Source organism: Pseudomonas sp. AU11447, from assembly GCF_001672555.2.
In the GTDB taxonomy this organism is placed as follows: domain Bacteria; phylum Pseudomonadota; class Gammaproteobacteria; order Pseudomonadales; family Pseudomonadaceae; genus Pseudomonas; species Pseudomonas nitroreducens.
In genome coordinates, this window is record NZ_LZDG02000024.1 from 100,826 (window position 1) to 125,691 (window position 24,866).

The window sequence follows — 24,866 nt, forward strand, 5'->3', positions numbered from 1 at the left end:
GGAGGTGCCGGGCGTCCTCCCGGGTTTTGTTCTGGGCGAGGTTGTGGTATAAAGCGCCCCGCTCCGGAGGCTACGGCCATTCCGGGGCATTAACCCACACATGCATCGACACGATGGCCTGGGTGCCCTGCGACACAGTCGAAGGGTTGGCCGTTGGGATGCATGGAGGCCTAACCCGACTTATCGAGGAACTATCATGTCCCAAGTCAATATGCGCGATATGCTGAAGGCCGGTGTGCACTTCGGCCACCAGACCCGTTACTGGAACCCGAAAATGGGCAAGTTCATTTTCGGCGCGCGCAACAAGATCCACATCATCAACCTCGAAAAAACCCTGCCGATGTTCAACGAGGCCCTGACCTTCGTTGAGCGCCTGGCCCAGGGCAAGAACAAGATCCTGTTCGTCGGCACCAAGCGTTCCGCTGGCAAGATCGTTCGTGAAGAAGCTGCCCGTTGCGGCATGCCGTACGTCGACCACCGTTGGCTGGGCGGCATGCTCACCAACTACAAGACCATCCGTCAGTCGATCAAGCGTCTGCGCGAGCTGGAAGTTCAGTCCCAGGACGGTACTTTCGCCAAGCTGACCAAGAAAGAAGCCCTGATGCGCAGCCGTGACCTGGAAAAACTGGATCGCAGCCTGGGCGGCATCAAGGACATGGGCGGCCTGCCGGACGCTCTGTTCGTTATCGACGTTGACCACGAGCGCATTGCTATCACCGAAGCCAACAAGCTGGGTATCCCGGTCATTGGCGTCGTCGATACCAACAGCAGCCCGGAAGGCGTTGACTATGTTATCCCGGGTAACGACGACGCCATCCGCGCCGTACAGCTGTACCTGGGCTCCATGGCCGAAGCCGTACTGCGTGGCAAGAACGCCGGTGGCGTGACTGCTGACGAGTTCGTCGAAGAAGCACCGGCCGAATCCGCCGAAGGCTGATTCCAGGACGTCCAGACGTCCTACGGTGAGCAGGAAGGGGGCTAGGCCCCCTTTTTGCCACCCCGAACATTCCGCCCGGGTATCCGGGCGATCTGGTTTTGAGAGCAACTCAAGAGGATTTCGAAATGGCAGAAATTACTGCAGCACTGGTCAAGGAACTGCGTGAGCGTACCGGCCAGGGCATGATGGAGTGCAAAAAGGCACTGGTAGCCGCTGAAGGCGACATCGAAAAAGCCATCGACGATATGCGCGCTTCCGGCGCCATCAAGGCTGCCAAAAAGGCTGGCAACATCGCCGCCGAAGGTGCCATCGCCGCCAAAGTGGCTGACGATGCCAAGTCCGCCACCATCATCGAAGTCAACTCGCAGACCGACTTCCTGGCCCTGCAGGACGACTTCAAGAACTTCGTGGCTGCCAGCCTGGAAAAGGCCGTTGCTCAGAAACTGACCGACGCTGCCCCGCTGATCGCCGAGCAAGAGCCGGCCCGTGAAGCCCTGGTTGCCAAGTGCGGCGAGAACGTCAACATCCGTCGTCTGGCTCGCGTAGAAGGTGACGTGGTGGGTGCTTACCTGCACGGCCACCGCATCGGCGTTCTGGTTACCCTGAAGGGTGGCAACGCTGAACTGGCTCGCGATATCGCCATGCACGTCGCTGCCAGCAACCCGCAGTTCCTCGATCCGTCGCAGGTTTCCGAAGAAGCTGTTGCCAAAGAGAAGGAAATCTTCCTCGCTCTGAACGCCGACAAGATCGCCGGCAAGCCGGAAAACATCGTCGAGAACATGGTCAAGGGCCGTATCTCGAAGTTCCTGGCCGAAGCCAGCCTGGTCGAGCAGGCGTTCGTCAAGGATCCGGAAGTCAAGGTCGGTGACCTAGCCAAGAAAGCCGGTGCTGAAATCGTTTCCTTCGTTCGCTTCGAAGTAGGCGAAGGCATCGAGAAAGTCGAAGCCGACTTTGCTGCCGAGGTTGCTGCTCAAGTAGCCGCTTCCAAGCAGTAATAGACAGTCTCACGACTGTCGCCCCGCAAGAGGCTGCCCGCTAACGCGCGCGGCCTCTTTGCCAAACTGGGGAAGCCAAAAGGGCTGGCTTCCACGGCGCAGGCCCGCCAGGCGGGTTTAAAGGCGCCGTAAGGCTGGCTGGTCCAAGCTTTCCGCAAGGCGCCCACAAGGCGCACAGCATTCAATCGCCGCAGGAGAAAAAGGTCATGGCTCAGCAGCTGAGCGCTCGTCAACCTCGCTATAAACGCATTCTTCTTAAATTGAGCGGCGAAGCCCTGATGGGCTCCGAGGAGTTCGGCATCGATCCCAAGGTGCTGGACCGCATGGCGCTGGAGATCGGCCAGCTCGTCGGTATCGGCGTGCAGGTCGGCCTGGTGATCGGTGGTGGCAACCTCTTCCGCGGCGCGGCTCTGTCCGCGGCGGGCATGGACCGCGTCACCGGCGACCACATGGGCATGCTCGCCACCGTGATGAACGGCCTGGCCATGCGTGACGCCCTGGAGCGTTCCAATATCACCGCCATCGTCATGTCCGCCATTTCCATGGTCGGCGTGACCGATCACTACGATCGTCGCAAGGCCATGCGCCACCTCAAGAGCGGCGAAGTGGTGATCTTCTCCGCCGGTACCGGCAACCCGTTCTTCACCACCGACTCTGCCGCCTGCCTGCGCGCCATCGAAATAGATGCTGACGTAGTACTCAAGGCGACCAAGGTGGACGGCGTGTACACTGCCGACCCGTTCAAGGACCCGAATGCCGAGAAGTTCGAACGTCTGACGTACGATGAAGTGCTCGATCGCAAGCTGGGTGTGATGGACCTCACCGCCATCTGCCTGTGCCGGGACCAGAAAATGCCGCTGCGCGTGTTCAACATGAACAAGCCCGGCGCGCTGCTGAATATTGTTGTAGGTGGTGCTGAAGGCACCCTGATCGAGGAGGATTGAGATGATCAACGAGATCAAGAAGGAAGCACAGGATCGTATGGGCAAAACCCTGGAAGCCCTGGGTCATGCCTTCGCCAAGATTCGTACCGGCCGTGCGCACCCGAGCATCCTGGATAGCGTGATGGTGTCCTACTACGGTTCCGACACGCCGCTGCGCCAGGTGGCCAACGTCACCGTAGAAGACTCCCGTACCCTGGCTCTCAGCGTCTTCGACAAGAGCATGATCCAGGCTGTCGAGAAGGCCATCATGACCTCCGACCTGGGCCTGAACCCGGCCACCGCCGGTACCACCATTCGCGTCCCGATGCCGGCCCTGACCGAGGAAACCCGCAAGGGCTTCACCAAGCAGGCTCGTGCCGAGGCCGAGCAGGCTCGCGTCTCCGTGCGTAACATTCGTCGCGATGCGCTGGCCCAACTGAAAGACCTGCAGAAAGAGAAGGAAATCAGCGAGGACGAAGAGCGCCGCGCCGGTGACGACGTGCAGAAGATCACCGACAAGTTCGTCGCCGAGATCGAAAAGGCCCTCGAGGCCAAGGAAGCGGATCTGATGGCCGTCTGACGGCCGGGCTCTCGTCATGGAAAAGACCAAGCAGGTGACGCCCGTGCCTCGGCACGTGGCGATCATCATGGACGGCAACAATCGCTGGGCGAAGAAGCGCCTGATGCCTGGCGTGGCCGGGCACAAGGCCGGCGTGGATGCCGTCCGTGCGGTGATCAAGACCTGCGCCGAGGCTGGCGTCGAAGTGTTGACGTTGTTCGCCTTCTCCAGCGAGAACTGGCAGCGCCCGGCCGAAGAGGTCGGCGCGCTGATGGAGCTGTTCCTCATGGCCCTGCGCCGCGAGGTTCGCAAGCTCAGCGCCAATGGCATCCGCCTGCGCATCATCGGCGATCGCAGCCGCTTCGCCCCTGAATTGCAGGCGGCGATGCGCGAGGCTGAAGCGCTGACGGCCAATGGCGCCAGCATGTTGCTGCAGGTGGCGGCCAACTATGGTGGCCAGTGGGACATCACCCAGGCCGCCCAGCGTCTCGCTCGCGAAGTGCAGGCGGGTCATCTGACGCCGGACGATATTTCCCCGGAATTGATCCAGGGTTGCCTGACCACCGGCGACCAGCCGTTGCCCGACTTGTGCATCCGTACGGGCGGCGAGCACCGCATCAGCAACTTCCTTCTCTGGCAGCTGGCTTACGCCGAGCTGTATTTCTCCGATCTCTACTGGCCCGACTTCAAGCACGAAGCCATGCAGGCTGCGTTGCAGGACTTCGCCTCTCGTCAGCGCCGCTTCGGCAAGACCAGTGAGCAGGTCGAGGCCGAGGCACCTCCCTCATGTTGAAACAACGAATCATCACGGCGCTGATCCTGTTGCCGATCGCGCTGGGTGGTTTCTTCCTGCTCGACGGTGCGGCGTTCTCGCTGTTCATTGGCCTGGTAGTCAGTCTGGGAGCCTGGGAGTGGGCGCGCCTGGCGGGTTACAACGAGCAGTCCGCCCGCGTCGGCTACGCCGCGGTGGTTGCCGGGTTGATGCTGGTGCTGGCCTGGCTTCCGCAACTGGCAGGCGCCGTGCTGGTCCTGGCGCTACTCTGGTGGGCGCTGGCGATCGTGATGGTGCTGACTTATCCGGACAGCGCGTCAAGCTGGGGCGGCCGCTGGCGTCGCCTGCTGATTGGCCTGCTGATCCTGCTGCCGGCCTGGCAGGGCCTGGTGCTGCTCAAGCAGTGGCCGCTGTCCAACTGGCTGATCGTTGCGGTGATGGTGCTGGTCTGGGCCGCCGACATCGGTGCCTACTTCTCCGGCAAGGCCTTCGGCAAGCGCAAGCTCGCTCCGCGCGTCAGCCCGGGCAAGAGCTGGGAAGGCTTCTTCGGTGGCATGGCGCTTTGCCTGGCGATCACCGTCGTCGTCGCCATCTACCGCGATTGGACTGTCCGTGAGCTGCTGCTGGCGCTGCCGTGTGCGGCCATCGTGGTAGCCCTGTCGGTCATCGGCGACCTCACCGAGAGCATGTTCAAGCGCCAGTCAGGCCTCAAGGACAGTAGCAACCTGCTGCCGGGCCATGGCGGCGTGCTGGACCGTATCGACAGCCTGACCGCCGCGATTCCGGTGTTCACCGCGCTGTTGTGGGCCGTGGGCTGGGGGGCTCCGTGAGTCATCCGCAGTGGATTACCGTGCTGGGGGCGACGGGCTCGATCGGTCTCAGTACCCTCGACGTCATCGGGCGTCATCCTGATCTTTACCGCGTCTTCGCCCTCAGCGGCTTTTCCCGTCTGGCAGAGCTCGAAGCCCTGTGTGTGCGCCATCGTCCGCGCTTTGTCGTGGTGCCGGAGAAGGAGCAGGCGCAGGCCCTTCAGGATCGCCTGAATTCCGCTGGCCTGCAGGCTCGCGTGCTGGTGGGAGAGGCTGGGCTTTGCGAGGTTTCCGCGCATCCTGAAGTGGATGCGGTGATGGCTGCCATCGTCGGTGCTGCCGGCCTCAAGCCCACTCTGGCCGCCGTCGAGGCGGGCAAGCGGGTATTGCTGGCCAACAAGGAGGCGTTGGTGATGTCCGGTGCCCTGTTCATGGACGCCGTGCGTGCCAGTGGTGCGGTGCTCCTGCCCATCGACAGCGAACACAATGCGATCTTCCAGTGCATGCCGGCGGATTACGCTCGCGGACTGGGGCAGGTCGGCGTTCGCCGTATCCTGCTGACCGCCTCGGGCGGTCCGTTCCGGGAGACGCCGCTGGAGCAATTGCTCGATGTTTCCCCGGAGCAGGCCTGCGCCCATCCGAACTGGTCGATGGGGCGGAAGATTTCCGTCGACTCGGCCAGCATGATGAACAAGGGCCTGGAGCTGATCGAGGCCTGCTGGCTGTTCGACGCAGCGCCGTCGAAGGTCGAGGTGGTGATCCATCCGCAGAGCGTGATTCATTCGCTGGTGGACTACGTTGACGGCTCGGTGCTGGCCCAGTTGGGCAATCCGGACATGCGCACCCCCATCGCCCATGCGCTGGCCTGGCCGCAGCGGATCGATTCCGGTGTTTCGCCGCTGGATCTGTTCTCCATCGCTCGCCTGGACTTCAGTGCGCCCGACGAACAGCGTTTCCCCTGCCTGCGCCTGGCGCGTCAGGCTGCCGAGGCTGGCGGCAGTGTGCCGGCGATGCTCAATGCGGCAAACGAAGTGGCCGTTGCGGCGTTCCTCGAGCGGCGCATCCGCTTCACGGATATCCCGGTTATCATCGACGAAGTGCTGAACCGCGAGGCGCACACACCGGTCGAATCGCTCGATGCGGTGCTGGTGGCTGACCGACGTGCACGCGGTGCGGCGCAGGCGTGGTTGCAGGAGCGCGGGCATTGAGCCCGAGGAGGTAGCGATGAGCGCCCTTTATATGGTGGTGGGACTGATTGTCGCCCTGGGCGTATTGGTCACCTTCCACGAATTCGGACACTTCTGGGTCGCCCGCCGCTGCGGGGTCAAGGTCCTGCGCTTCTCCGTGGGCTTTGGCACGCCGCTGGTGCGCTGGCATGATCGCCACGGCACCGAGTTTGTTGTCGCCGCCATTCCCCTGGGCGGCTACGTGAAGATGCTGGACGAGCGCGAGGGCGATGTTCCCGTCGAGCTGCTCGACCGTGCCTTCAACCGCAAGACCGTGTTCCAGCGCATCGCCATCGTGGCGGCGGGCCCGGTGGCCAATTTCCTACTCGCCATCCTGTTCTTCTGGGTGCTGGCCATGCTCGGCAGCCAGCAGATCAAGCCGGTCATCGGCTCTGTGGTGGCGGATAGCCCGGCGGCCGTCGCTGGCCTGGCGTCCGGCCAGGAAGTCGTTGCCGTGGACGGCGAAGCCGTCGATGGCTGGAGCAGCGTCAACCTGCAACTGGTGCGCCGCCTCGGTGAAACGGGCGAGCTGAGCGTCACGGTGCTGGAGAAGGGCTCGAGTGTTCCCGCAGTGCACCAGGTGCGCATCAGTTCCTGGCTGAAGAACGAAGACAATCCCGATCCCATCGGTGGGCTCGGGATCCAGCCCTGGCGACCCTCTGTCGCACCGCTGATTGCCGAGCTGGACGAAAAGGGCCCTGCCAAGGCAGCCGGCCTGCAGATCGGTGACCGGATCGTCACTCTTGATGGCCAGCAGGTCACGGATTGGCAAGAAGTGGTCTCGCGTGTACGCGCCATGCCGGAGGGCAAGGTGACCCTGGAGGTCGAACGCGCCGGCCGGAAGCAGGAGCTTGCCCTGACCCTGGCGGCCAAAGGCGAGGGCAAGGCCCGCACCGGCTACCTGGGCGCGGGTGTCGCCGGTGGTCAGTGGCCGCCGGAAATGCTCCGCGAAGTGAGTTACGGGCCGGTGGCCGCGGTGGGGCAGGCGCTCTCCCGAACCTGGTCCATGAGCCTGCTAACTCTGGATTCTCTAAAGAAAATGGTGCTCGGGCAGCTCTCGGTAAAAAACTTGAGCGGGCCGATAACCATTGCTAAAGTGGCGGGCGCTTCAGCCCAGTCCGGCGTAGGGGATTTTCTGCATTTCCTCGCCTATCTGAGCATCAGCTTGGGGGTTCTCAACCTGTTGCCGATTCCTGTCCTCGATGGCGGGCATCTGCTGTTCTACATGGTCGAGTGGGTGCGAGGTCGCCCATTGTCGGAGCGGGTCCAGGCTTGGGGGATGCAGATTGGCATCAGCCTGGTAGTCGGGGTCATGTTGTTGGCCCTGGTCAACGATCTGAGTCGACTGTAACCGCCATTGGATTTTCGGATCTGCCGCCTTTTGCGGCAGATTCTCTATTTGTCAGTTGGAATAAAAGGACTCCATGAAACGCTTTCTGCTTCCCGCGGCCCTTTCCGCGCTGATGATCGCCCAGGTTCACGCCGAGTCCTTCACTGTTTCCGATATCCGGGTCAACGGCCTCCAGCGCGTGTCTGCCGGCAGCGTGTTCGCCGCATTGCCGCTGAACGTCGGCGAGCAGATCGATGATCGCCGCCTGGTCGAAGCGACCCGCTCGCTGTTCAAGACCGGTTTCTTCCAGGACATCCAGCTCAGCCGTGATGGCAATGTGCTGATCGTCAACGTGGTCGAGCGCCCGTCCATCTCCAGCATCGAGATCGAGGGCAACAAGGCGATCACCACCGAAGACCTGATGAAGGGCCTGAAGCAATCCGGCCTCTCCGAAGGCGAAATCTTCCAGCGCGCCACCCTCGAAGGCGTGCGTAACGAACTGCAACGCCAGTACGTAGCCCAGGGCCGCTACTCCGCGGAGATCGAGACCGAAGTGGTGCCGCAGCCGCGCAACCGTGTCGCGCTGAAGATCAACATCAACGAAGGCACCGTGGCGGCCATCGCCCATGTCAACGTGGTGGGCAACACCGTCTTCTCCGAAGAGGACCTGACCGACCTGTTCGAGCTGAAGACCACCAACTGGCTGTCCTTCTTCAAGAACGACGACAAGTACTCCCGCGAGAAGCTCTCCGGCGACCTGGAGCGCCTGCGTTCCTACTACCTGGACCGCGGCTACATCCACATGGATATCGCCTCTACCCAGGTGTCCATCACCCCGGACAAGAAGCACGTCTACATCACTGTCAACGTCAACGAAGGTGAGAAGTACACCGTCAGCGACGTGAAGCTCTCCGGCGACCTGAAGGTACCGGAAGAGGAAGTGAAGAAGCTGCTGCTGGTGAAGAAGGGCCAGGTGTTCTCCCGCAAGGTGATGACCACCACTTCCGACCTCATCACCCGTCGCCTGGGTAACGAGGGCTACACCTTCGCCAACGTCAACGGCGTACCCGAGCCGAACGACGAGAACAAGACCGTGTCGATCACCTACGTGGTCGACCCGGGCAAGCGCGCCTACGTCAACCGCATCAACTTCCGTGGCAATACCAAGACCGAGGACGAAGTCCTCCGTCGCGAAATGCGCCAGATGGAAGGCGGCTGGGCCTCGACCTACCTGATCGACCAGTCCAAGCAGCGCCTGGAACGCCTGGGCTACTTCAAGGAAGTCAACGTCGAGACCCCGGCGGTACCGGGCACCGACGACCAGGTCGATGTCAACTACAGCGTGGAAGAGCAACCTTCCGGCTCGATCACCGCCAGCGTGGGCTTCGCCCAGAGCGCCGGCTTGATCCTTGGCGGCTCGATCAGCCAGAACAACTTCCTGGGTACCGGTAACAAGGTCAGCATCGGCCTGACCAAGTCCGACTACCAGACCCGCTACAACTTCGGCTTCGTCGACCCCTACTGGACCGTCGACGGCGTGAGCCTGGGCTACAACGCCTTCTACCGCAAAACCGACTACGACGAGCTCGACGTTGACGTTTCCAGCTACTCGGTGAACAGCCTGGGTGCCGGCGTCAGCATCGGCTACCCGATCAGCGAGACCTCGCGCCTGACCTACGGCCTGACCGTGCAGCGCGACGACATCGACACCGGCGCCTATACCGTCGACGAGATCTTCGATTTCATCGAGAAGGAAGGCGACAGCTTCACCAACTTCAAGGCGTCCATCGGCTGGTCCGAATCGACCCTGAACAAGGGTGTGCTGGCGAACCGCGGTCACTCGCAGAGCCTGGTGCTGGAAACCACCATTCCGGGCAGCGACCTGTCGTTCTACAAGCTCGACTACCGTGGCCAGATCTTCGCGCCGCTCACTGAAAACTACACCATGCGCTTCCATACCGAGCTTGGTTATGGCGGCGCCTACGGCGACACCGATCGCCTGCCGTTCTACGAGAACTACTACGCCGGTGGCTTCAACTCGGTACGTGGCTTCAAGGACAGCTCGCTTGGTCCGCGCAGCACACCCAGCCGTGTGACTGATCCAAGTACTGGGGCAGTGATTTCCGGTCCGGACTCCAAAGGCCGCTACACCGACCCGGATCAGGATCCGGAAGCCTTCGGTGGTAACATCCTGATCACCGGTGGCGCCGAATTGCTGTTCCCGCTGCCCTTCGTGAAGGATCAGCGCCAACTGCGCACCGTGTTGTTCTATGACATCGGTAACGTTTTCGACACCGACTGCCCAACATCCACTACCCAGGGCTGCGATGGCATCAAGTTCCAGGACATGGCGATGTCTGCCGGTGTAGGCCTGACCTGGATCACCGCTCTGGGGCCGCTGAGCTTCAGCCTGGCGACCCCGATCAAGAAGCCGGACAACGCCGAAACCCAGATCTTCCAGTTCTCCCTGGGACAGACCTTCTAATTGGCCGTATCGTTGTAATGACAACCATGCTTTGTGCAGGAGTGCATTGTGCGTAAGTTGACCCAGTTCGTCCTGATCACCGCCGCCCTGGCAGCGAGCCCCGCGTTCGCCGACATGAAGATCGCGGTGCTCAACTATCAGATGGCACTCCTCGAGTCCGATTCGGCCAAGCAGTACGCCGTGGACGCCGAGAAGAAGTTCGGCCCCCAACTGACCAAGCTCAAGGCACTGGAAACCGATGCCAAGTCCCTGCAGGACAAACTGGTCAACGGTGGCAGCAAAATGTCCGCCTCCGAGCGTGACAAGGCCGAGAACGACTTCAAGCAGAAGGCCCGTGACTTCCAGTTCCAATCCAAGGAGCTGAACGAAGCCAAGGCTGTCGCCGACCGCGACATGCTGAAGAAGCTCAAGCCGAAGCTGGACCAGGCCGTTGAGGAAACCATCAAGAAGGGTGGTTTTGACCTCGTGGTCGAGCGTGGTGCCGTGGTCGACGTGAAGCCGCAGTACGACATCACCCGCCAAGTCATCGAGCGCATGAACCAACTGCGCTGATGATGACCGAGCTGTCCTTTACCCTCGCCGAACTGGCCGCGCAGCTCGATGCCGAGTTGCGCGGCGATCCCGCCTTGGTTGTTCGCGGGTTGGCTACCTTGCAAGAGGCAGGGGCTGACCAACTCAGCTTCCTGGCCAATCCGCAGTACCGCAAGTTCCTTCCTGATAGCCAGGCCGGAGCCGTCCTGCTGACGGCGGCCGATGCCGAAGGTTTCACCGGTAATGCACTGGTCGTTGCCAACCCCTACCTGGCGTATGCCGGTCTGTCCCACCAGTTCGACCGCAAGCCCAAGGCGGCGGTTGGCATTCATCCCACTGCCGTGGTCGATGAGGGTGCGCAGGTCGACGCCTCCGCCAGTGTCGGTCCGTATGCCGTGGTCGAGGCAGGCGCGCAGATCGGCGCCAACGTGACCATCGGTGCCCATTGCTTCGTCGGCGCGCGCAGCGTGATCGGCGAGGGCGGCTGGCTGGCGCCCCGCGTAACCCTCTACCACGACGTGCGCATCGGCAAGCGCGTGGTGATCCAGTCGGGTGCGGTGTTGGGTGGTGAGGGCTTCGGCTTCGCCAACCACCAGGGCGTCTGGCAGAAGATCGCGCAGATCGGCGGCGTCACCCTGGGTGATGACGTCGAGATCGGCGCCAATACCACCATCGATCGTGGTGCTCTATCCGACACCATCGTGGGCAACGGCGTGAAGCTGGACAACCAGATCATGATCGCCCACAACGTGCAGATCGGCGATCACACCGCCATGGCTGGCTGCTGCGGGATTTCCGGCAGCGCCAAGATCGGCAAGCACTGCATGCTCGCCGGCGGTGTCGGCCTCGTTGGCCATATCGAGATCTGCGACAACGTCTTCGTCACCGGGATGACCATGGTGACCCGCTCAATCACCGAGCCGGGCTCCTACTCCTCCGGTACCGCCATGCAGCCTGCGGCTGAATGGAAGAAGAGTGCCGCGCGCATTCGTCAGCTGGATGACATGGCCCGTCGTCTGCAGCAGCTGGAAAAGCGTCTGGCCGCCGTGACCCCAAGCGGAGACGCTCCATCAGATGCGTGATCCACGCATTTTTTGGCGTTTCCCTTTTCTGAACAGGCTCCCCTGAACATGATGGACATCAACGAGATTCGCGAATACCTGCCTCATCGCTACCCCTTCCTGCTGGTGGATCGGGTGGTCGAGCTGGACATCGAAGGCAAGCGCATTCGCGCCTACAAGAATGTCAGCATCAACGAGCCGTTCTTCAATGGCCACTTCCCGCAGCATCCGATCATGCCGGGCGTGCTGATCATCGAGGCCATGGCCCAGGCCGCCGGCATCCTCGGCTTCAAGATGCTCGACGTGAAGCCGGCCGATGGCACCCTGTACTACTTCGTCGGCTCCGACAAGCTGCGCTTCCGCCAGCCAGTGCTGCCGGGCGATCAATTGCAGCTCAATGCCCAGTTCCTCAGCGTCAAGCGCGGCATCTGGAAGTTCGACTGCAATGCCACCGTGGACGGCAAGCCGGTATGCTCGGCTGAAATCATCTGTGCGGAACGCAAACTATGAGTTTGATCGATCCTCGCGCCATCATCGACCCGCGCGCAAAGCTGGCTGACGACGTAGAAGTGGGCCCCTGGTCCATGGTCGGGCCGGATGTGGAGATCGGCGAAGGTACGGTGATCGGTCCGCATGTGGTGGTCAAAGGCCCCACGAAGATCGGTAAGCACAATCGGATTTTCCAGTTCTCCAGCGTGGGTGAAGACACCCCCGACCTGAAGTACAAGGGCGAACCGACTCGCCTGGTGATCGGCGACCACAATGTGATCCGCGAGGGTGTCACCATCCATCGCGGCACTATCCAGGACCGCTCGGAAACCACCATTGGCGACCACAACCTGTTCATGGCCTACGTCCATGTCGGCCATGACAGTGTGATCGGCAACCATTGCATCCTGGTGAACAACACCGCGCTGGCGGGTCATGTTCACGTGGATGACTGGGCAATCCTCTCCGGTTACACCCTGGTGCATCAGTTCTGCCGTATCGGCGCCCACGCCTTCTCGGGCATGGGAACCACCATCGGCAAGGACGTCCCGGCCTATGTCACAGTCTTCGGCAACCCCGCCGAGGCTCGCAGCATGAACTTCGAAGGCCTGCGCCGTCGTGGTTTCAGCGCCGAGTCGATCCAGGCGCTGCGCCGGGCCTACAAGGTGGTCTACCGCCAGGGCCTGACGGTGGACGAGGCGCTGGCCGAACTGGCTGAAGCCTCCGCGCAGTTTCCGGAAGTCGCGGTGTTCCGCGACTCCATCCAGAGTTCCACCCGCGGCATCACCCGCTGACCATGCAAAGCACCGCACGCAAGCTGCGCGTCGCCCTGGTCGCGGGCGAGGCGTCCGGCGATATCCTCGGCTCCGGCCTCATGCATGCGCTCAGACAGCGCCACCCCGACATCGAGTTCATCGGTGTCGGTGGCCCGCGCATGGAGGCCGAAGGGCTGGAGTCGCACTTCCCCATGGAACGCCTCTCTGTCATGGGGCTGTTCGAGGTCCTCGGACGCCTGCGCGAACTGCTGCGCCGGCGCAAGGACCTGGTGCAGATGCTGATCGCGGCGAAGCCGGATGTGTTCATCGGCATCGATGCGCCGGACTTCAACCTGAGCATCGAATTGAAGCTGCGCCAGGCGGGCATCCGCACGGTGCACTACGTCAGCCCGTCGGTCTGGGCCTGGCGGCAGAAGCGCGTGCTGAAGATCAAGCAAGCCTGCGACCTGATGCTGGCACTCTTCCCCTTCGAGGCGCGTTTCTACGAAGAGCATGCGGTGCCGGTGCGCTTCGTCGGCCATCCGCTGGCCAATACCATCCCGCTGGAGGCTGATCGTGCCGGTGCGCGCGGGCGCCTTGGCCTGCCGCAGGACGCCAGCGTCGTGGCACTCCTGCCTGGCAGCCGCGGAGGGGAGGTCGGCAAGCTCGGTGCGCTGTTCCTCGATACTGCCCAGCGCCTGCTCCAGGATCGCCCTGGCCTGCGTTTCGTGCTGCCCTGTGCCAGTCCCGAGCGTCGCCTGCAGATCGAAGAGATGCTCGTCGGCCGCGACTTGCCGGTGCAGTTGCTCGACGGCGCTTCCCACGAGGCCCTCGCCGCCTGCGATGCTGTGCTGATCGCTTCAGGTACTGCCACGCTGGAAGCGCTGCTGTACAAGCGGCCGATGGTCGTTGCCTACAAGGTGGCGCCCATGACCTACCGCATTCTCAAGCGCCTGGTGAAGAGCCCGTACATCTCGCTGCCGAACCTGCTGGCCGGCCGACTGTTGGTGCCGGAACTGATCCAGGATGCGGCGACGCCCGAGGCTCTGGCCGCAACCTTGATGCCGCTGCTCGATGACGGCAGCGTGCAGACCGAACCCTTCGACGCCATCCATCGCGCCCTGCGCCAGGATGCGTCAGCGCAGGCCGCCGAGGCGGTGCTCGCCCTGATGGAGAAACGCTGATGCAGATGGGCCTGGACTTCACCCTTGTCGAAGAGCTGGTTGCCGGTGTCGATGAGGTAGGCCGTGGTCCGCTGTGCGGTCCCGTGGTTACCGCTGCGGTGATTCTCGATCCGGCGCGACCAATCAGCGGGTTGAACGATTCCAAGAAGCTCACCGAAGCCAAGCGGGAAAAACTCTTCGACGAGATTCGCGAGAAAGCCCTGGCCTGGTGCATCGCCCGAGCGGACGTCCACGAGATCGACCAGCTCAACATCCTTCATGCCACCATGCTCGCCATGCAGCGCGCGGTGGAAGGCCTCAGTGTCACGCCGAAACTGGCGCTGATCGACGGCAATCGTTGCCCGAAGCTTAAAGTCCCTTCGGCGCCGGTGGTGCAGGGTGACGCCAAGGTTCCAGCCATCGCCGCCGCCTCGATCCTGGCCAAGGTCAGCCGCGACCGCGAGATGCAGGAAATGGAAGCGCAGTACCCTGGCTACGGCATCGGCGGGCACAAGGGCTATCCCACTCCCGTGCACCTCGAAGCCCTCAAGCGCCTGGGCCCCACACCCATTCATCGCCGTTCGTTCGGCCCGGTGCGCGCTTTGCTCGAAGACGCCGCCGGCATCCTGTAACACCCTGTTATTACTCTGAAAATATTCCTGGCAGGCTGTTCTCCGGTGCGTTGACGCAGCGGCTGCGACGGCTGGCCGATTGATCCCTGTAGCTTTGCGGACAGCCCCGGTACAATCCGGGGCTTGCCGTTTTTCGCGTTTGCCAAGGACCATCATGACCGCCACCTTCGTTCACCTGCGTCTGCACACCGAATTCTCCCTGGTCGACGGCCTGGTGCGGGTCAAGCCGCTGATCAAGGCGGTTGGTGGGGCCGGTATGCCGGCGGTGGCGGTGACCGACCTGAGCAACATGTGCTCGCTGGTGAAGTTCTACAAGACGGCCATGGGCGGTGGCATCAAGCCGATCTGCGGCGCTGACATCTGGCTGGCCAACCGCGACGAGGATGGCCCGCTGACCCGCCTGACCCTGCTGGCGATGAACGCCAAGGGCTATCGCAACCTCACCGAGCTGATTTCCCGCGGCTGGCAGGAAGGCCAGCGTAACGGCGAGATCATCATCGAACGGCAGTGGGTCAAGGACGCCGCCGAAGGCCTGATCGCGCTGTCCGGCTCCAAGGAGGGCGAGATCGGCATGGCCCTGCTGGAGGGCGACGACGCCCATGCGGACTCGCTCCTGGCAGAGTGGCTGGAGGTCTTCCCGGACCGCTTCTACCTGGACATCCAGCGCACCAACCGGGTCAATGACGAAGAGCACGTGCATGCCGCCGTGGCTCTGTCGGCTCGCAGTGGCGCGCCCTTGGTCGCCACCAACGATGTGCGCTTCATCAAGGAGGCGGATTTCGAGGCCCACGAGACCCGCGTATGCATCGGCGAAGGCCGCGCCCTGGATGATCCGCGCCGTTCGCGCAACTATTCCGACCAGCAGTACCTGAAGAGCCCGGAAGAAATGGCCGAGCTGTTCAGTGATATCCCCGAGGCTCTGGAAAACTCCGTCGAGATCGCCAAGCGCTGCAACATCGATGTGCAGCTGGGCAAGTACTTCCTGCCCAACTTCCCGATCCCCTACGACGACATGGATATCAACCAATATCTGCGCCATGTCTCCTACGAGGGCCTGGAGGAGCGCCTGGCAGTGCTCTGGCCGAAGGAAACCACGCCGAACTACGAAGAGAAGCGGCAGATCTACGTCGACCGCCTGGAGTTCGAGCTGGGCACCATCATCCAGATGGGCTTCCCTGGCTACTTCCTGATCGTGATGGACTTCATCAAGTGGGCCAAGAACAACGGCGTGCCCGTGGGCCCTGGCCGGGGCTCGGGTGCCGGCTCGCTGGTCGCCTATGTGCTGAAGATCACCGACCTCGACCCGCTGGCCTACGACCTGCTGTTCGAACGTTTCCTCAACCCTGAACGTATTTCCATGCCCGACTTTGACGTCGACTTCTGCATGGAAGGCCGTGACCGGGTGATCGACTACGTGGCCGGCGCCTACGGCCGCAATGCGGTCAGCCAGATCATCACCTTCGGCTCGATGGCTGCGAAGGCGGTGGTGCGTGACGTGGCGCGGGTGCAGGGCAAGTCCTACGGCCTGGCCGACAAGCTGTCGAAGATGATTCCCTTCGAAGTGGGCATGACCCTGGAGAAGGCCTTCGAGCAGGAGGAAATGCTCCGCGACTTCCTCAAGACCGACGAAGAAGCCCAGGAAATCTGGGACATGGCGCTCAAGCTGGAAGGCGTCACCCGTGGTACCGGCAAGCACGCCGGCGGCGTGGTGATCGCGCCGACCAAATTGACCGACTTCGCCCCCATCGCCTGTGACGAAGAGGGCGCCGGCCTGGTGACCCAGTTCGACAAGGACGACGTGGAAGCCGCCGGCCTGGTGAAGTTCGACTTCCTCGGCCTGCGTACCCTGACCATCATCAAATGGGCGATGGAGATCATCCATCGCATCCAGAAGAAGAACGGCGACCCGGATCTGGTCGATATCGACCGTATCCCGCTGGACGACAAGAAGACCTACGACCTGCTGCAGAAGGCGGAGACTACCGCGGTCTTCCAGCTTGAATCGCGCGGCATGAAGGAGCTGATCAAGAAGCTCAAGCCGGACTGCCTGGAAGACCTCATCGCACTGGTGGCGCTGTTCCGTCCCGGTCCGCTGCAGTCGGGCATGGTGGACGACTTCATCAACCGTAAGCACGGTCGCGAAGAGATTTCCTATCCGCACCCGGATTACCAGTACGCCGGCCTCGAGCCGGTGCTCAAGCCGACCTACGGCATCATCCTGTACCAGGAACAGGTGATGCAGATCGCCCAGGTAATGGCGGGCTACAGCCTCGGTGGCGCGGACATGCTGCGCCGCGCCATGGGTAAGAAGAAGCCCGAGGAAATGGCCAAGCAGCGCGGCGGCTTTATCGAGGGTTGTTCCAACAACGGCATCGACGCCAACCTCTCGGGCAACATCTTCGACCTGGTGGAAAAGTTCGCCGGCTACGGCTTCAACAAGTCGCACTCCGCCGCCTACGGCCTGGTGTCGTACCAGACCGCCTGGCTGAAGACCCACTGGAAAGCCCCGTTCATGGCTGCGGTGCTCACCGCGGATATGCAGAACACCGACAAGGTGGTGACGCTCATCGAAGAGTGCCGCCACATGAAGCTGCGCATTCTCGCGCCGGACGTGAACAACTCCGAGTTCCGCTTTACCGTGGATGAGGACGACCAGATCGTCTACGGCCTGGGTGCGATCAAGGGCGTCGGCGAAGGCCCGGTGGAAGCCATCACCGAGTGCCGCAACGAAGGCGGCCCGTTCAAGAACCTGTTCGACTTCTGCGATCGCATCGATCTCAAGCGCGTCAACAAGCGCACCCTGGAAGCGCTGATCCGCGCCGGTGCGCTGGACCGTCTCGGCCCGCACTTCTTTGAGGAGCAGAAGGCCTACCACGCCCACGTCGACATCAACCGCGCCGTGCTGCTGGCCTCCATGGAGGAGGCCGTCAAGGCCGCCGAGCAGACCTCGCGAAGCCATGACAGTGGCCACATGGATCTGTTCGGCGGCGTCTTCGCCGAGCCCGAGGCGGACGTCTACGCCAACCATCGCAAGGTCAAGGAGCTCAATCTCAAGGAGCGCCTGAAAGGCGAGAAGGACACCCTCGGTCTTTATCTGACTGGCCACCCGATCGACGAGTATGAGGGCGAGGTGCGACGTTTTGCCCGCCAGCGCATCGTCGAACTCAAGCCGGCGCGCGATACCCAGACTGTCGCAGGCCTGATCGTCAACCTGCGGGTGATGAAGAACAAGCGCGGCGACAAGATGGGCTTCGTGACCCTGGACGACCGCTCCGGCCGCATCGAAGCCTCGCTGTTCGCCGAAGCCTTCGCCGCCAACCAGGCGTTGCTGCAGACCGATGCGCTGGTGGTGATCGAGGGTGAAGTCAGCCAGGACGATTTCTCCGGCGGCCTGCGCCTGCGCGCCAAGCGCGTGATGGGCCTGGAAGAGGCCCGTACTTCGCTGGCCGAGAGCCTGCGTGTGCGTGTGCATGCCGATGCGCTCAAGGGTGATCGCCTGCGCTGGCTGGCCGATCTGTGCACCCGCCACCGGGGCAGTTGTCCGGTCACCGTCGACTACAGTGGCGAGTCGGCACGCGCGCTGCTGCAGTTCGGCGAGCAGTGGCGGATCGACCCGGCAGACAACCTGATTCAAGCGCTGCGTGACCAGTTCGGCCGCGACAACGTCTTCCTGAACTACCGCTAGCGTGGCGGTGGCCAAACGCCGCCCGCTCGCCAGTCTCGACCCTCGGCGCCCGATACCGTAAGGTAGGGCGCCTACGGACCAGGCCCAGCCGCCAACAGAACGACGGATAGCCCATGAACCCGAATTTTCTCGATTTCGAACAGCCCATTGCCGACCTGCACGCCAAGATCGAAGAGCTGCGGTTGGTCGGTAACGACAACGCCCTGAACATCACCGACGAAATCTCCCGTCTTCAGGAAAAGAGCAAGGCGCTGACCGAGAACATCTTCGGCAACCTGTCCAGCTGGCAGATCGCCCAGCTCGCTCGCCATCCACGTCGTCCCTACACCCTCGACTACATCGAGCACATCTTCACCGAGTTTGAAGAGCTGCACGGTGACCGCCACTTCTCCGATGACGCGGCCATCGTCGGCGGCGTTGCCCGCCTGGAAGACCAGCCGGTGATGATCATCGGCCACCAGAAGGGCCGCGAAGTGCGTGAGAAGGTGCGCCGCAACTTCGGCATGCCGCGCCCGGAAGGCTACCGCAAGGCCTGCCGCCTGATGGAAATGGCCGAACGCTTCAAGATGCCGATCCTGACCTTCATCGATACTCCCGGCGCCTACCCGGGCATCGACGCCGAAGAGCGCGGCCAGAGCGAGGCCATCGCCTGGAACCTGCGTGTCATGGCGCGCCTGAAGACCCCGATCATCGCTACCGTGATCGGCGAAGGTGGTTCGGGCGGTGCACTGGCCATCGGCGTCTGCGACCAGCTGAACATGCTGCAGTACTCCACCTACGCGGTGATCTCGCCCGAAGGTTGTGCCTCGATCCTCTGGCGTACCGCCGAGAAAGCACCGGAAGCGGCCGAAGCCATGGGCATCACCGCCAACCGCCTGAAGGACCTGGGTATCGTCGACAACGTTATCCCGGAGCCGCTGGGCAGCGCCCACCGCGACCCGGCCGCCATGGCCGAGACCATCCGCAATTCCCTGCTCGGGCAACTCGACACCCTGGGTCAGCTGAGCACCGAAGAGCTCCTTGCGCGCCGCTATGAGCGCCTGATGAGCTACGGCGTCGCCTGATCGACGCCTTCGGCGCAGCGCGGGTGACGAGGTATCCTTGCCTCGTCCCCGACCCTGTCGACCTGCGCCATGTCTGCTGAACTCGAATCCCGACTGCTGAGCTTCCTCGCTCCCTGGCGCGCTGCGCCGGCGTGGCGCATTGCCTTTTCCGGCGGGCTGGATTCCACCGTCCTGCTGCATCTCCTGGCCGGGCTGGCTCGCCGGCAATCCTTGCCTCCTCTCTCCGCCATTCACGTTCACCACGGCCTTCAGACCGTCGCTGACGCTTGGCCGGAACACTGTCAACGGTTCTGCGATGGCCTGGGTGTGCCCTTGCAGGTGGCGCGCGTGCAAGTCGATGGTGGTGCAAGCCTCGAGCGCGCGGCGCGGGAGGCGCGTTATGCGGCTTTCACCGCGGCGCTGGGGGAGGGGGAGTGCGTGCTGACCGGGCAGCACCGTGACGACCAGGCCGAAACCGTTCTATTCCGGCTTTTCCGTGGTGCCGGAGTGCGCGGCTTGTCCGGAATGGCCGCTTGTCGCCCGCTGGGGGCTGGGACGCTGTTGCGTCCGCTGCTGGGCATCAGTCGTGCGGAGCTGGAGAGGTACGCCCGTCGCCATGGGCTGGGTTGGGTCGACGATCCGTCCAATGCTTGCGACGACTACGACCGCAACTATCTGCGCAACCAGGTTGTGCCGGGCATCGTCCAGCGCTGGCCGTCGGCGGTGGAGACCATCGCCCGCAGTGCCGAGCACCTGGCGGAGGCCGATGGGCTGCTCGCCGAACTGGCGCAGAACGACCTGGTGTCGGCCGGAGCCCGAGACGAATACATCGGTATGCAATTGCCCTCACTGGCTGTCGCCGCACTGGCGCAGCTGAGCGAGCCACGCCAGCGCAATGCCCTGCGCCACTGGCTCGCGCCCCTGGCGCGCTTGCCGGACAGTGCCCACTGGGCCGGTTGGCGGGACCTGCGCGATGCTCGCGAAGACGCCGAGCCGATCTGGCGCCTTGCCGATGGCGAGCTGCGCCGTGCCCACGGTCGGCTCTGGTGGTTGGCCAATCCCTGGCTGGGTTTCGTACCGGCAAATCAGAGCTGGCGCGATCCTTCCAAGATGCTTTCGCTGCCGGGCAATGGTGAGTTGCGGTTTGACGGCGAAGCGCCGAAAGGGCCGCTGGAGGTTCGTTACCGGCAGGGCGGAGAAGTGATGGCGCTGGTCGGTCGCGGCAGCCGTGATCTCAAGCGCCTGCTCAACGAAGCGGCGGTGCCGGCCTTCCTGCGCGGCCGTCTGCCGCTGCTCTGGCGAGCCGACGAACTGCTCGGTGTCGCACTGCTGCCGGGCTTGCGGGTGGCGGCTGGGCAAGGCTGGACCCTGCGCTGGACACCTCCGACGAATGACTCGGGTTTGAGCTGATAGCGGCTTTCCGGTAGACTACGCTCCCGTCTTGTACCGCTCCTGTTGATTCGCCTTCGAATCAGTGGGAGTTCGCTATTTTCACGACGAAGTCGTGAGCCGGGTCTTGTACCCGACACCTTCGCTTCCCCGGCGGCCGAGCCGCCTAAACGCTGACATTCAGGGCTTTTCATGACGCGCTACATCTTCGTCACGGGTGGTGTTGTTTCTTCATTGGGGAAAGGCATCGCCTCGGCTTCCTTGGCTGCCATTCTGGAAGCGCGTGGCCTGAAGATCACGATGCTCAAGCTGGACCCCTACATCAACGTCGACCCGGGCACCATGAGCCCGTTCCAGCACGGTGAGGTGTTCGTCACCCACGACGGCGCTGAGACCGACCTCGATCTGGGCCACTACGAGCGTTTCGTTCGTACCACGATGACCCAGAACAACAACTTCACCACCGGCCGCGTCTACATGGACGTGCTTCGCAAGGAGCGCCGCGGTGACTATCTGGGCGCCACCGTGCAGGTGATCCCGCACATCACCGACGAGATCAAGCGTCGCATCATCAAGGGCGCCGGCGATGCCGACGTGGCCCTGGTTGAAGTCGGCGGCACTGTCGGTGATATCGAATCGCAACCTTTCCTCGAGGCCATCCGCCAGCTGCGCGTGGAGATCGGTTCGCGCCGCGCCATGCTGATGCACCTGACGCTGGTCCCGTACATCGCTACCGCCGGCGAGACCAAGACCAAGCCGACCCAGCACTCGGTCAAGGAACTGCGCTCCATCGGCCTGCAGCCGGACATCCTGATCTGCCGCTCCGACCACCCGGTGGACGTATCCTCCCGCCGCAAGATCGCCCTCTTCACCAACGTGGAAGAGCGTGCGGTCATTTCGCTGGAAGACGTCGACACCATCTACCGCATTCCGTCGGTGCTGCATGCCCAGGGCGTGGACGACCTGGTCGTCGAGCGCTTCGGCCTCGAGTGCGGCCCGGCCGACCTGTCCGAGTGGGACCGTGTGGTCGATGCCAAGCTCAACCCCGAGCGTGAAGTCACCATCGCCATGGTCGGCAAGTACATGGAACTGCTCGACGCCTACAAGTCGCTGATCGAAGCCATGACCCACGCCGGCATCCAGAGCCGCACCAAGGTCAACCTGCGCTACATCGACTCCGAGGACATCGAGCAGCAGGGCACCAGCCTGCTCGAAGGCGCCGACGCCATCCTGGTTCCGGGCGGCTTCGGCCTGCGCGGCGTGGAAGGCAAGATCACCGCCGTGCAATACGCCCGTGAGAACAAGGTCCCGTACCTGGGCATCTGCCTGGGCATGCAGGTGGCCGTCATCGAATACGCCCGCAACGTGCTGGGCTGGACCGATGCCAACTCCACCGAGTTCGACAAGTCCAGCGGCCACCCGGTTGTCGGCCTGATCACCGAATGGCAGGACGCTACCGGCGCCACCGAAGTGCGCACCGAAGCTTCCGACCTGGGCGGCACCATGCGCCTGGGCGCCCAGGAGTGCCTGCTGTCCGCCGGCACCCTGGTGCACGATTGCTACGGCAAGGAAGTGATCGTCGAGCGTCACCGTCACCGCTACGAAGTGAACAACAACCTGCGTCCGCAACTGGAAGCTGCCGGCCTGAAGATCTCCGGCCGCTCCGGCGACGGCGCGCTGGTCGAAGTGGTCGAGGCTCCGGATCATCCGTGGTTCGTCGCCTGCCAGTTCCACCCGGAATTCACCTCCACCCCGCGTGATGGCCACCCGCTGTTCAGCGGCTTCGTCAATGCCGCCCTGAAACAAGCCGGGAAAGCCTGAACATGACCCAGAAGATCATCCGCGTCGGTGATATCCAGATCGGCAACGACCTGCCGTTCGTGCTGTTTGGCGGCATGAACGTGCTGGAGTCGCGCGACCTGGCGATGCAGGTCTGCGAAGAGTACGTGAAGGTGACCGAGAAACTCGGCATCCCCTACGTGTTCAAGGCCAGCTTCGACAAGGCCAACCGTTCCTCGATCACCTCGTTCCGTGGTCCGGGCATGGAAGAAGGGCTGAAGATCTTCGAAGAGATCAAGAAGACCTTCAAGGTGCCGGTCATCACCGACGTGCACGAGCCCTACCAGGCCGCTCCGGTGGCCGAGGTCTGCGACATCATCCAGCTGCCGGCCTTCCTGTCCCGGCAGACCGACCTGGTCGTGGCCATGGCCAAGACCAATGCGGTGATCAACATCAAGAAAGCCCAGTTCCTCGCGCCGCAGGAGATGAAGCACATCCTGCGCAAGTGCGAGGAAGCGGGTAATGACCAGTTGATCCTCTGCGAGCGTGGCTCCTCCTTCGGGTACAACAACCTGGTGGTGGACATGCTCGGCTTCGGCATCATGAAGCAGTTCGAGTACCCGGTGTTCTTCGACGTGACCCATGCCCTGCAGATGCCGGGTGGTCGCGCCGATTCCGCTGGCGGCCGCCGCGCCCAGGTCACCGACCTGGCCAAGGCCGGCATGAGCCAGGGCCTCGCCGGCCTGTTCCTGGAGGCCCATCCGGACCCTGAGAACGCCAAGTGCGATGGTCCGTGCGCCCTGCGCCTGAACAAGCTCGAGCCTTTCCTGTCCCAGCTCAAGCAGCTGGACGACCTGGTCAAGAGTTTCCCCATTATCGAGACTGCCTGAGAATCGGCTCGATGCCTGCCGCGTTGAGCACGGCAGGCCATTGAGCCGCTTCTGATGTCTCACCAGCCGCCCCGTTTATCTCTATCTTCGGAGTGTTATCAAGAATGGCAAAGATCGTCGACATCAAGGGCCGTGAGGTCCTGGACTCCCGCGGCAACCCGACCGTTGAAGCGGACGTGATCCTGGACAACGGCATCGTCGGCAGCGCTTGCGCCCCGTCCGGTGCATCCACCGGTTCCCGCGAGGCTCTCGAACTGCGCGATGGCGACAAGAGCCGTTACCTGGGCAAGGGCGTGCTGAAAGCCGTGGCCAACATCAATGGCCCGATCCGCGACCTGCTGCTGGGCAAGGACGCGGCTGACCAGAAAGGTCTGGATCACGCGATGATCGACCTCGACGGCACCGAGAACAAAGGCAAGCTGGGCGCCAACGCCATCCTGGCCGTGTCCCTGGCCGCCGCCAAGGCCGCTGCCCAGGCCAAGGGTGTGCCGCTGTACGCGCACATCGCCGACCTGAACGGCACCCCGGGCCAGTACTCCATGCCGGTTCCGATGATGAACATCATCAACGGCGGCGAGCATGCCGATAACAACGTCGACATCCAGGAGTTCATGGTTCAGCCGGTCGGCGCCAAGAACTTCGCCGACGCGCTGCGCATGGGCGCCGAGATCTTCCATCACCTCAAGGCCGTGCTGAAGGCCCGTGGCCTGAACACCGCCGTCGGTGACGAAGGTGGCTTCGCGCCGAACCTGGCTTCCAACGAAGACGCCCTGGCCGCCATCGCCGAAGCCGTCGCCAACGCCGGCTACAAGCTGGGCGATGACGTGACCCTGGCCCTGGACTGCGCCTCTTCCGAGTTCTTCAAGGACGGCCAGTACGACCTCGAAGGCGAAGGCAAGGTATTCAGCGCCGAAGGTTTCGCCGACTACCTGGCGGGCCTGACCCAGCGCTACCCGATCATCTCCATCGAAGACGGCATGGACGAGTCCGACTGGGCTGGCTGGAAAGTCCTGACCGACAAGATCGGCGAGAAGGTGCAACTGGTCGGCGATGACCTGTTCGTGACCAACACCAAGATCCTCAAGCGCGGCATCGACGAGAAGATCGGCAACTCGATCCTGATCAAGTTCAACCAGATCGGCTCGCTGACCGAGACCCTGGAAGCCATCCAGATGGCCAAGGCCGCCGGCTTCACCGCGGTGATCTCGCACCGTTCGGGCGAAACCGAGGACAGCACCATCGCTGACCTGGCCGTCGGCACCGCCGCTGGTCAGATCAAGACCGGCTCCCTCTGCCGCTCCGACCGCGTTTCCAAGTACAACCAGTTGCTGCGTATCGAAGAGCAGTTGGGCGCCAAAGCGCCGTACCGTGGTCGCGCGGAATTCCGCGGCTGATCCGAGTCTGGTACGGTGA

General features: G+C 63.0%; 21 protein-coding genes. All 21 read left to right on the forward strand.

What is annotated here, in order from left to right; genetic code table 11:
- Window positions 1–196: 196 nt before the first annotated feature.
- The 21 genes from rpsB (at window position 197) to eno (ending at window position 24,847) form a co-directional block, all read left to right on the forward strand.
- Window positions 197–937: a 30S ribosomal protein S2 gene (rpsB, locus tag A6723_RS06140; RefSeq protein WP_054908326.1), complete on the forward strand. Its 741-nt coding sequence runs from the start codon at window positions 197–199 to the stop codon at window positions 935–937.
- A 125-nt stretch (window positions 938–1,062) separates the two neighbouring features.
- Entirely contained in the window at window positions 1,063–1,932 is an 870-nt protein-coding gene (gene tsf / locus A6723_RS06145) for a translation elongation factor Ts (RefSeq protein ID WP_054908327.1), read from the forward strand.
- A 206-nt stretch (window positions 1,933–2,138) separates the two neighbouring features.
- Window positions 2,139–2,876: a UMP kinase gene (gene pyrH, locus A6723_RS06150; protein WP_017521181.1), complete on the forward strand. Its 738-nt coding sequence runs from the start codon at window positions 2,139–2,141 to the stop codon at window positions 2,874–2,876.
- 1 nt (window position 2,877) lies between these two features.
- Window positions 2,878–3,435 carry a ribosome recycling factor gene (gene frr, locus A6723_RS06155; RefSeq protein ID WP_045210004.1) on the forward strand — a complete coding sequence of 186 codons (558 nt, stop codon included), beginning with the start codon at window positions 2,878–2,880 and terminating at the stop codon, window positions 3,433–3,435.
- Window positions 3,436–3,451: 16 nt separating this feature from the next.
- Entirely contained in the window at window positions 3,452–4,207 is a 756-nt protein-coding gene (gene uppS, locus A6723_RS06160) for a polyprenyl diphosphate synthase (protein ID WP_054908328.1), read from the forward strand.
- The gene (locus tag A6723_RS06165; RefSeq protein ID WP_054908329.1) at window positions 4,201–5,016 is read left to right on the forward strand and encodes a phosphatidate cytidylyltransferase; all 816 of its coding nucleotides are present in this window, start codon (window positions 4,201–4,203) and stop codon (window positions 5,014–5,016) included. Before uppS ends, A6723_RS06165 begins: the two co-directional genes overlap by 7 nt.
- Window positions 5,013–6,203: a 1-deoxy-D-xylulose-5-phosphate reductoisomerase gene (ispC, locus tag A6723_RS06170; protein ID WP_054908330.1), complete on the forward strand. Its 1,191-nt coding sequence runs from the start codon at window positions 5,013–5,015 to the stop codon at window positions 6,201–6,203. The genes A6723_RS06165 and ispC overlap by 4 nt, the downstream gene beginning before the upstream one ends.
- 16 nt (window positions 6,204–6,219) lie before the next feature.
- Entirely contained in the window at window positions 6,220–7,572 is a 1,353-nt protein-coding gene (gene rseP, locus A6723_RS06175) for a sigma E protease regulator RseP (RefSeq protein WP_054908331.1), read from the forward strand.
- 73 nt (window positions 7,573–7,645) lie between these two features.
- On the forward strand, window positions 7,646–10,036 hold the full coding sequence (gene bamA / locus A6723_RS06180; RefSeq protein ID WP_054908332.1) for an outer membrane protein assembly factor BamA: 2,391 nt from the start codon (window positions 7,646–7,648) through the stop codon (window positions 10,034–10,036).
- 48 nt (window positions 10,037–10,084) lie between these two features.
- Window positions 10,085–10,588: an OmpH family outer membrane protein gene (locus A6723_RS06185; RefSeq protein WP_054908333.1), complete on the forward strand. Its 504-nt coding sequence runs from the start codon at window positions 10,085–10,087 to the stop codon at window positions 10,586–10,588.
- Window positions 10,588–11,649 (forward strand): UDP-3-O-(3-hydroxymyristoyl)glucosamine N-acyltransferase, encoded by a 1,062-nt coding sequence (gene lpxD, locus A6723_RS06190; protein WP_054908334.1) that lies wholly within the window; start codon window positions 10,588–10,590, stop codon window positions 11,647–11,649. Before A6723_RS06185 ends, lpxD begins: the two co-directional genes overlap by 1 nt.
- Window positions 11,650–11,697: 48 nt before the next feature.
- Window positions 11,698–12,138: a 3-hydroxyacyl-ACP dehydratase FabZ gene (fabZ, locus tag A6723_RS06195; RefSeq protein ID WP_024766076.1), complete on the forward strand. Its 441-nt coding sequence runs from the start codon at window positions 11,698–11,700 to the stop codon at window positions 12,136–12,138.
- Entirely contained in the window at window positions 12,135–12,911 is a 777-nt protein-coding gene (lpxA, locus tag A6723_RS06200) for an acyl-ACP--UDP-N-acetylglucosamine O-acyltransferase (RefSeq protein ID WP_024766075.1), read from the forward strand. Before fabZ ends, lpxA begins: the two co-directional genes overlap by 4 nt.
- 2 nt (window positions 12,912–12,913) lie before the next feature.
- Window positions 12,914–14,056, forward strand: a complete 1,143-nt coding sequence (gene lpxB / locus A6723_RS06205) for a lipid-A-disaccharide synthase (RefSeq protein ID WP_054908154.1) — start codon at window positions 12,914–12,916, stop codon at window positions 14,054–14,056.
- Complete coding sequence (gene rnhB / locus A6723_RS06210) at window positions 14,056–14,667, forward strand: ribonuclease HII (RefSeq protein ID WP_054908155.1); 612 nt, start codon at window positions 14,056–14,058, stop codon at window positions 14,665–14,667. The genes lpxB and rnhB overlap by 1 nt, the downstream gene beginning before the upstream one ends.
- A gap of 154 nt (window positions 14,668–14,821) precedes the next feature.
- Window positions 14,822–18,352 (forward strand): DNA polymerase III subunit alpha, encoded by a 3,531-nt coding sequence (gene dnaE, locus A6723_RS06215; protein ID WP_054908156.1) that lies wholly within the window; start codon window positions 14,822–14,824, stop codon window positions 18,350–18,352.
- Between the two features lie 113 nt (window positions 18,353–18,465).
- Window positions 18,466–19,416, forward strand: a complete 951-nt coding sequence (gene accA / locus A6723_RS06220) for an acetyl-CoA carboxylase carboxyl transferase subunit alpha (RefSeq protein WP_054908157.1) — start codon at window positions 18,466–18,468, stop codon at window positions 19,414–19,416.
- A gap of 69 nt (window positions 19,417–19,485) precedes the next feature.
- Window positions 19,486–20,805, forward strand: coding sequence for a tRNA lysidine(34) synthetase TilS (tilS, locus tag A6723_RS06225; RefSeq protein WP_054908158.1), 1,320 nt, complete (start codon window positions 19,486–19,488; stop codon window positions 20,803–20,805).
- A gap of 171 nt (window positions 20,806–20,976) precedes the next feature.
- Window positions 20,977–22,605 carry a CTP synthase gene (locus tag A6723_RS06230; RefSeq protein WP_024766069.1) on the forward strand — a complete coding sequence of 543 codons (1,629 nt, stop codon included), beginning with the start codon at window positions 20,977–20,979 and terminating at the stop codon, window positions 22,603–22,605.
- A 2-nt stretch (window positions 22,606–22,607) separates the two neighbouring features.
- Window positions 22,608–23,453 carry a 3-deoxy-8-phosphooctulonate synthase gene (kdsA, locus tag A6723_RS06235; RefSeq protein ID WP_024766068.1) on the forward strand — a complete coding sequence of 282 codons (846 nt, stop codon included), beginning with the start codon at window positions 22,608–22,610 and terminating at the stop codon, window positions 23,451–23,453.
- A 104-nt stretch (window positions 23,454–23,557) separates the two neighbouring features.
- Window positions 23,558–24,847 (forward strand): phosphopyruvate hydratase, encoded by a 1,290-nt coding sequence (gene eno / locus A6723_RS06240; RefSeq protein ID WP_015476278.1) that lies wholly within the window; start codon window positions 23,558–23,560, stop codon window positions 24,845–24,847.
- Window positions 24,848–24,866: the final 19 nt, after the last annotated feature.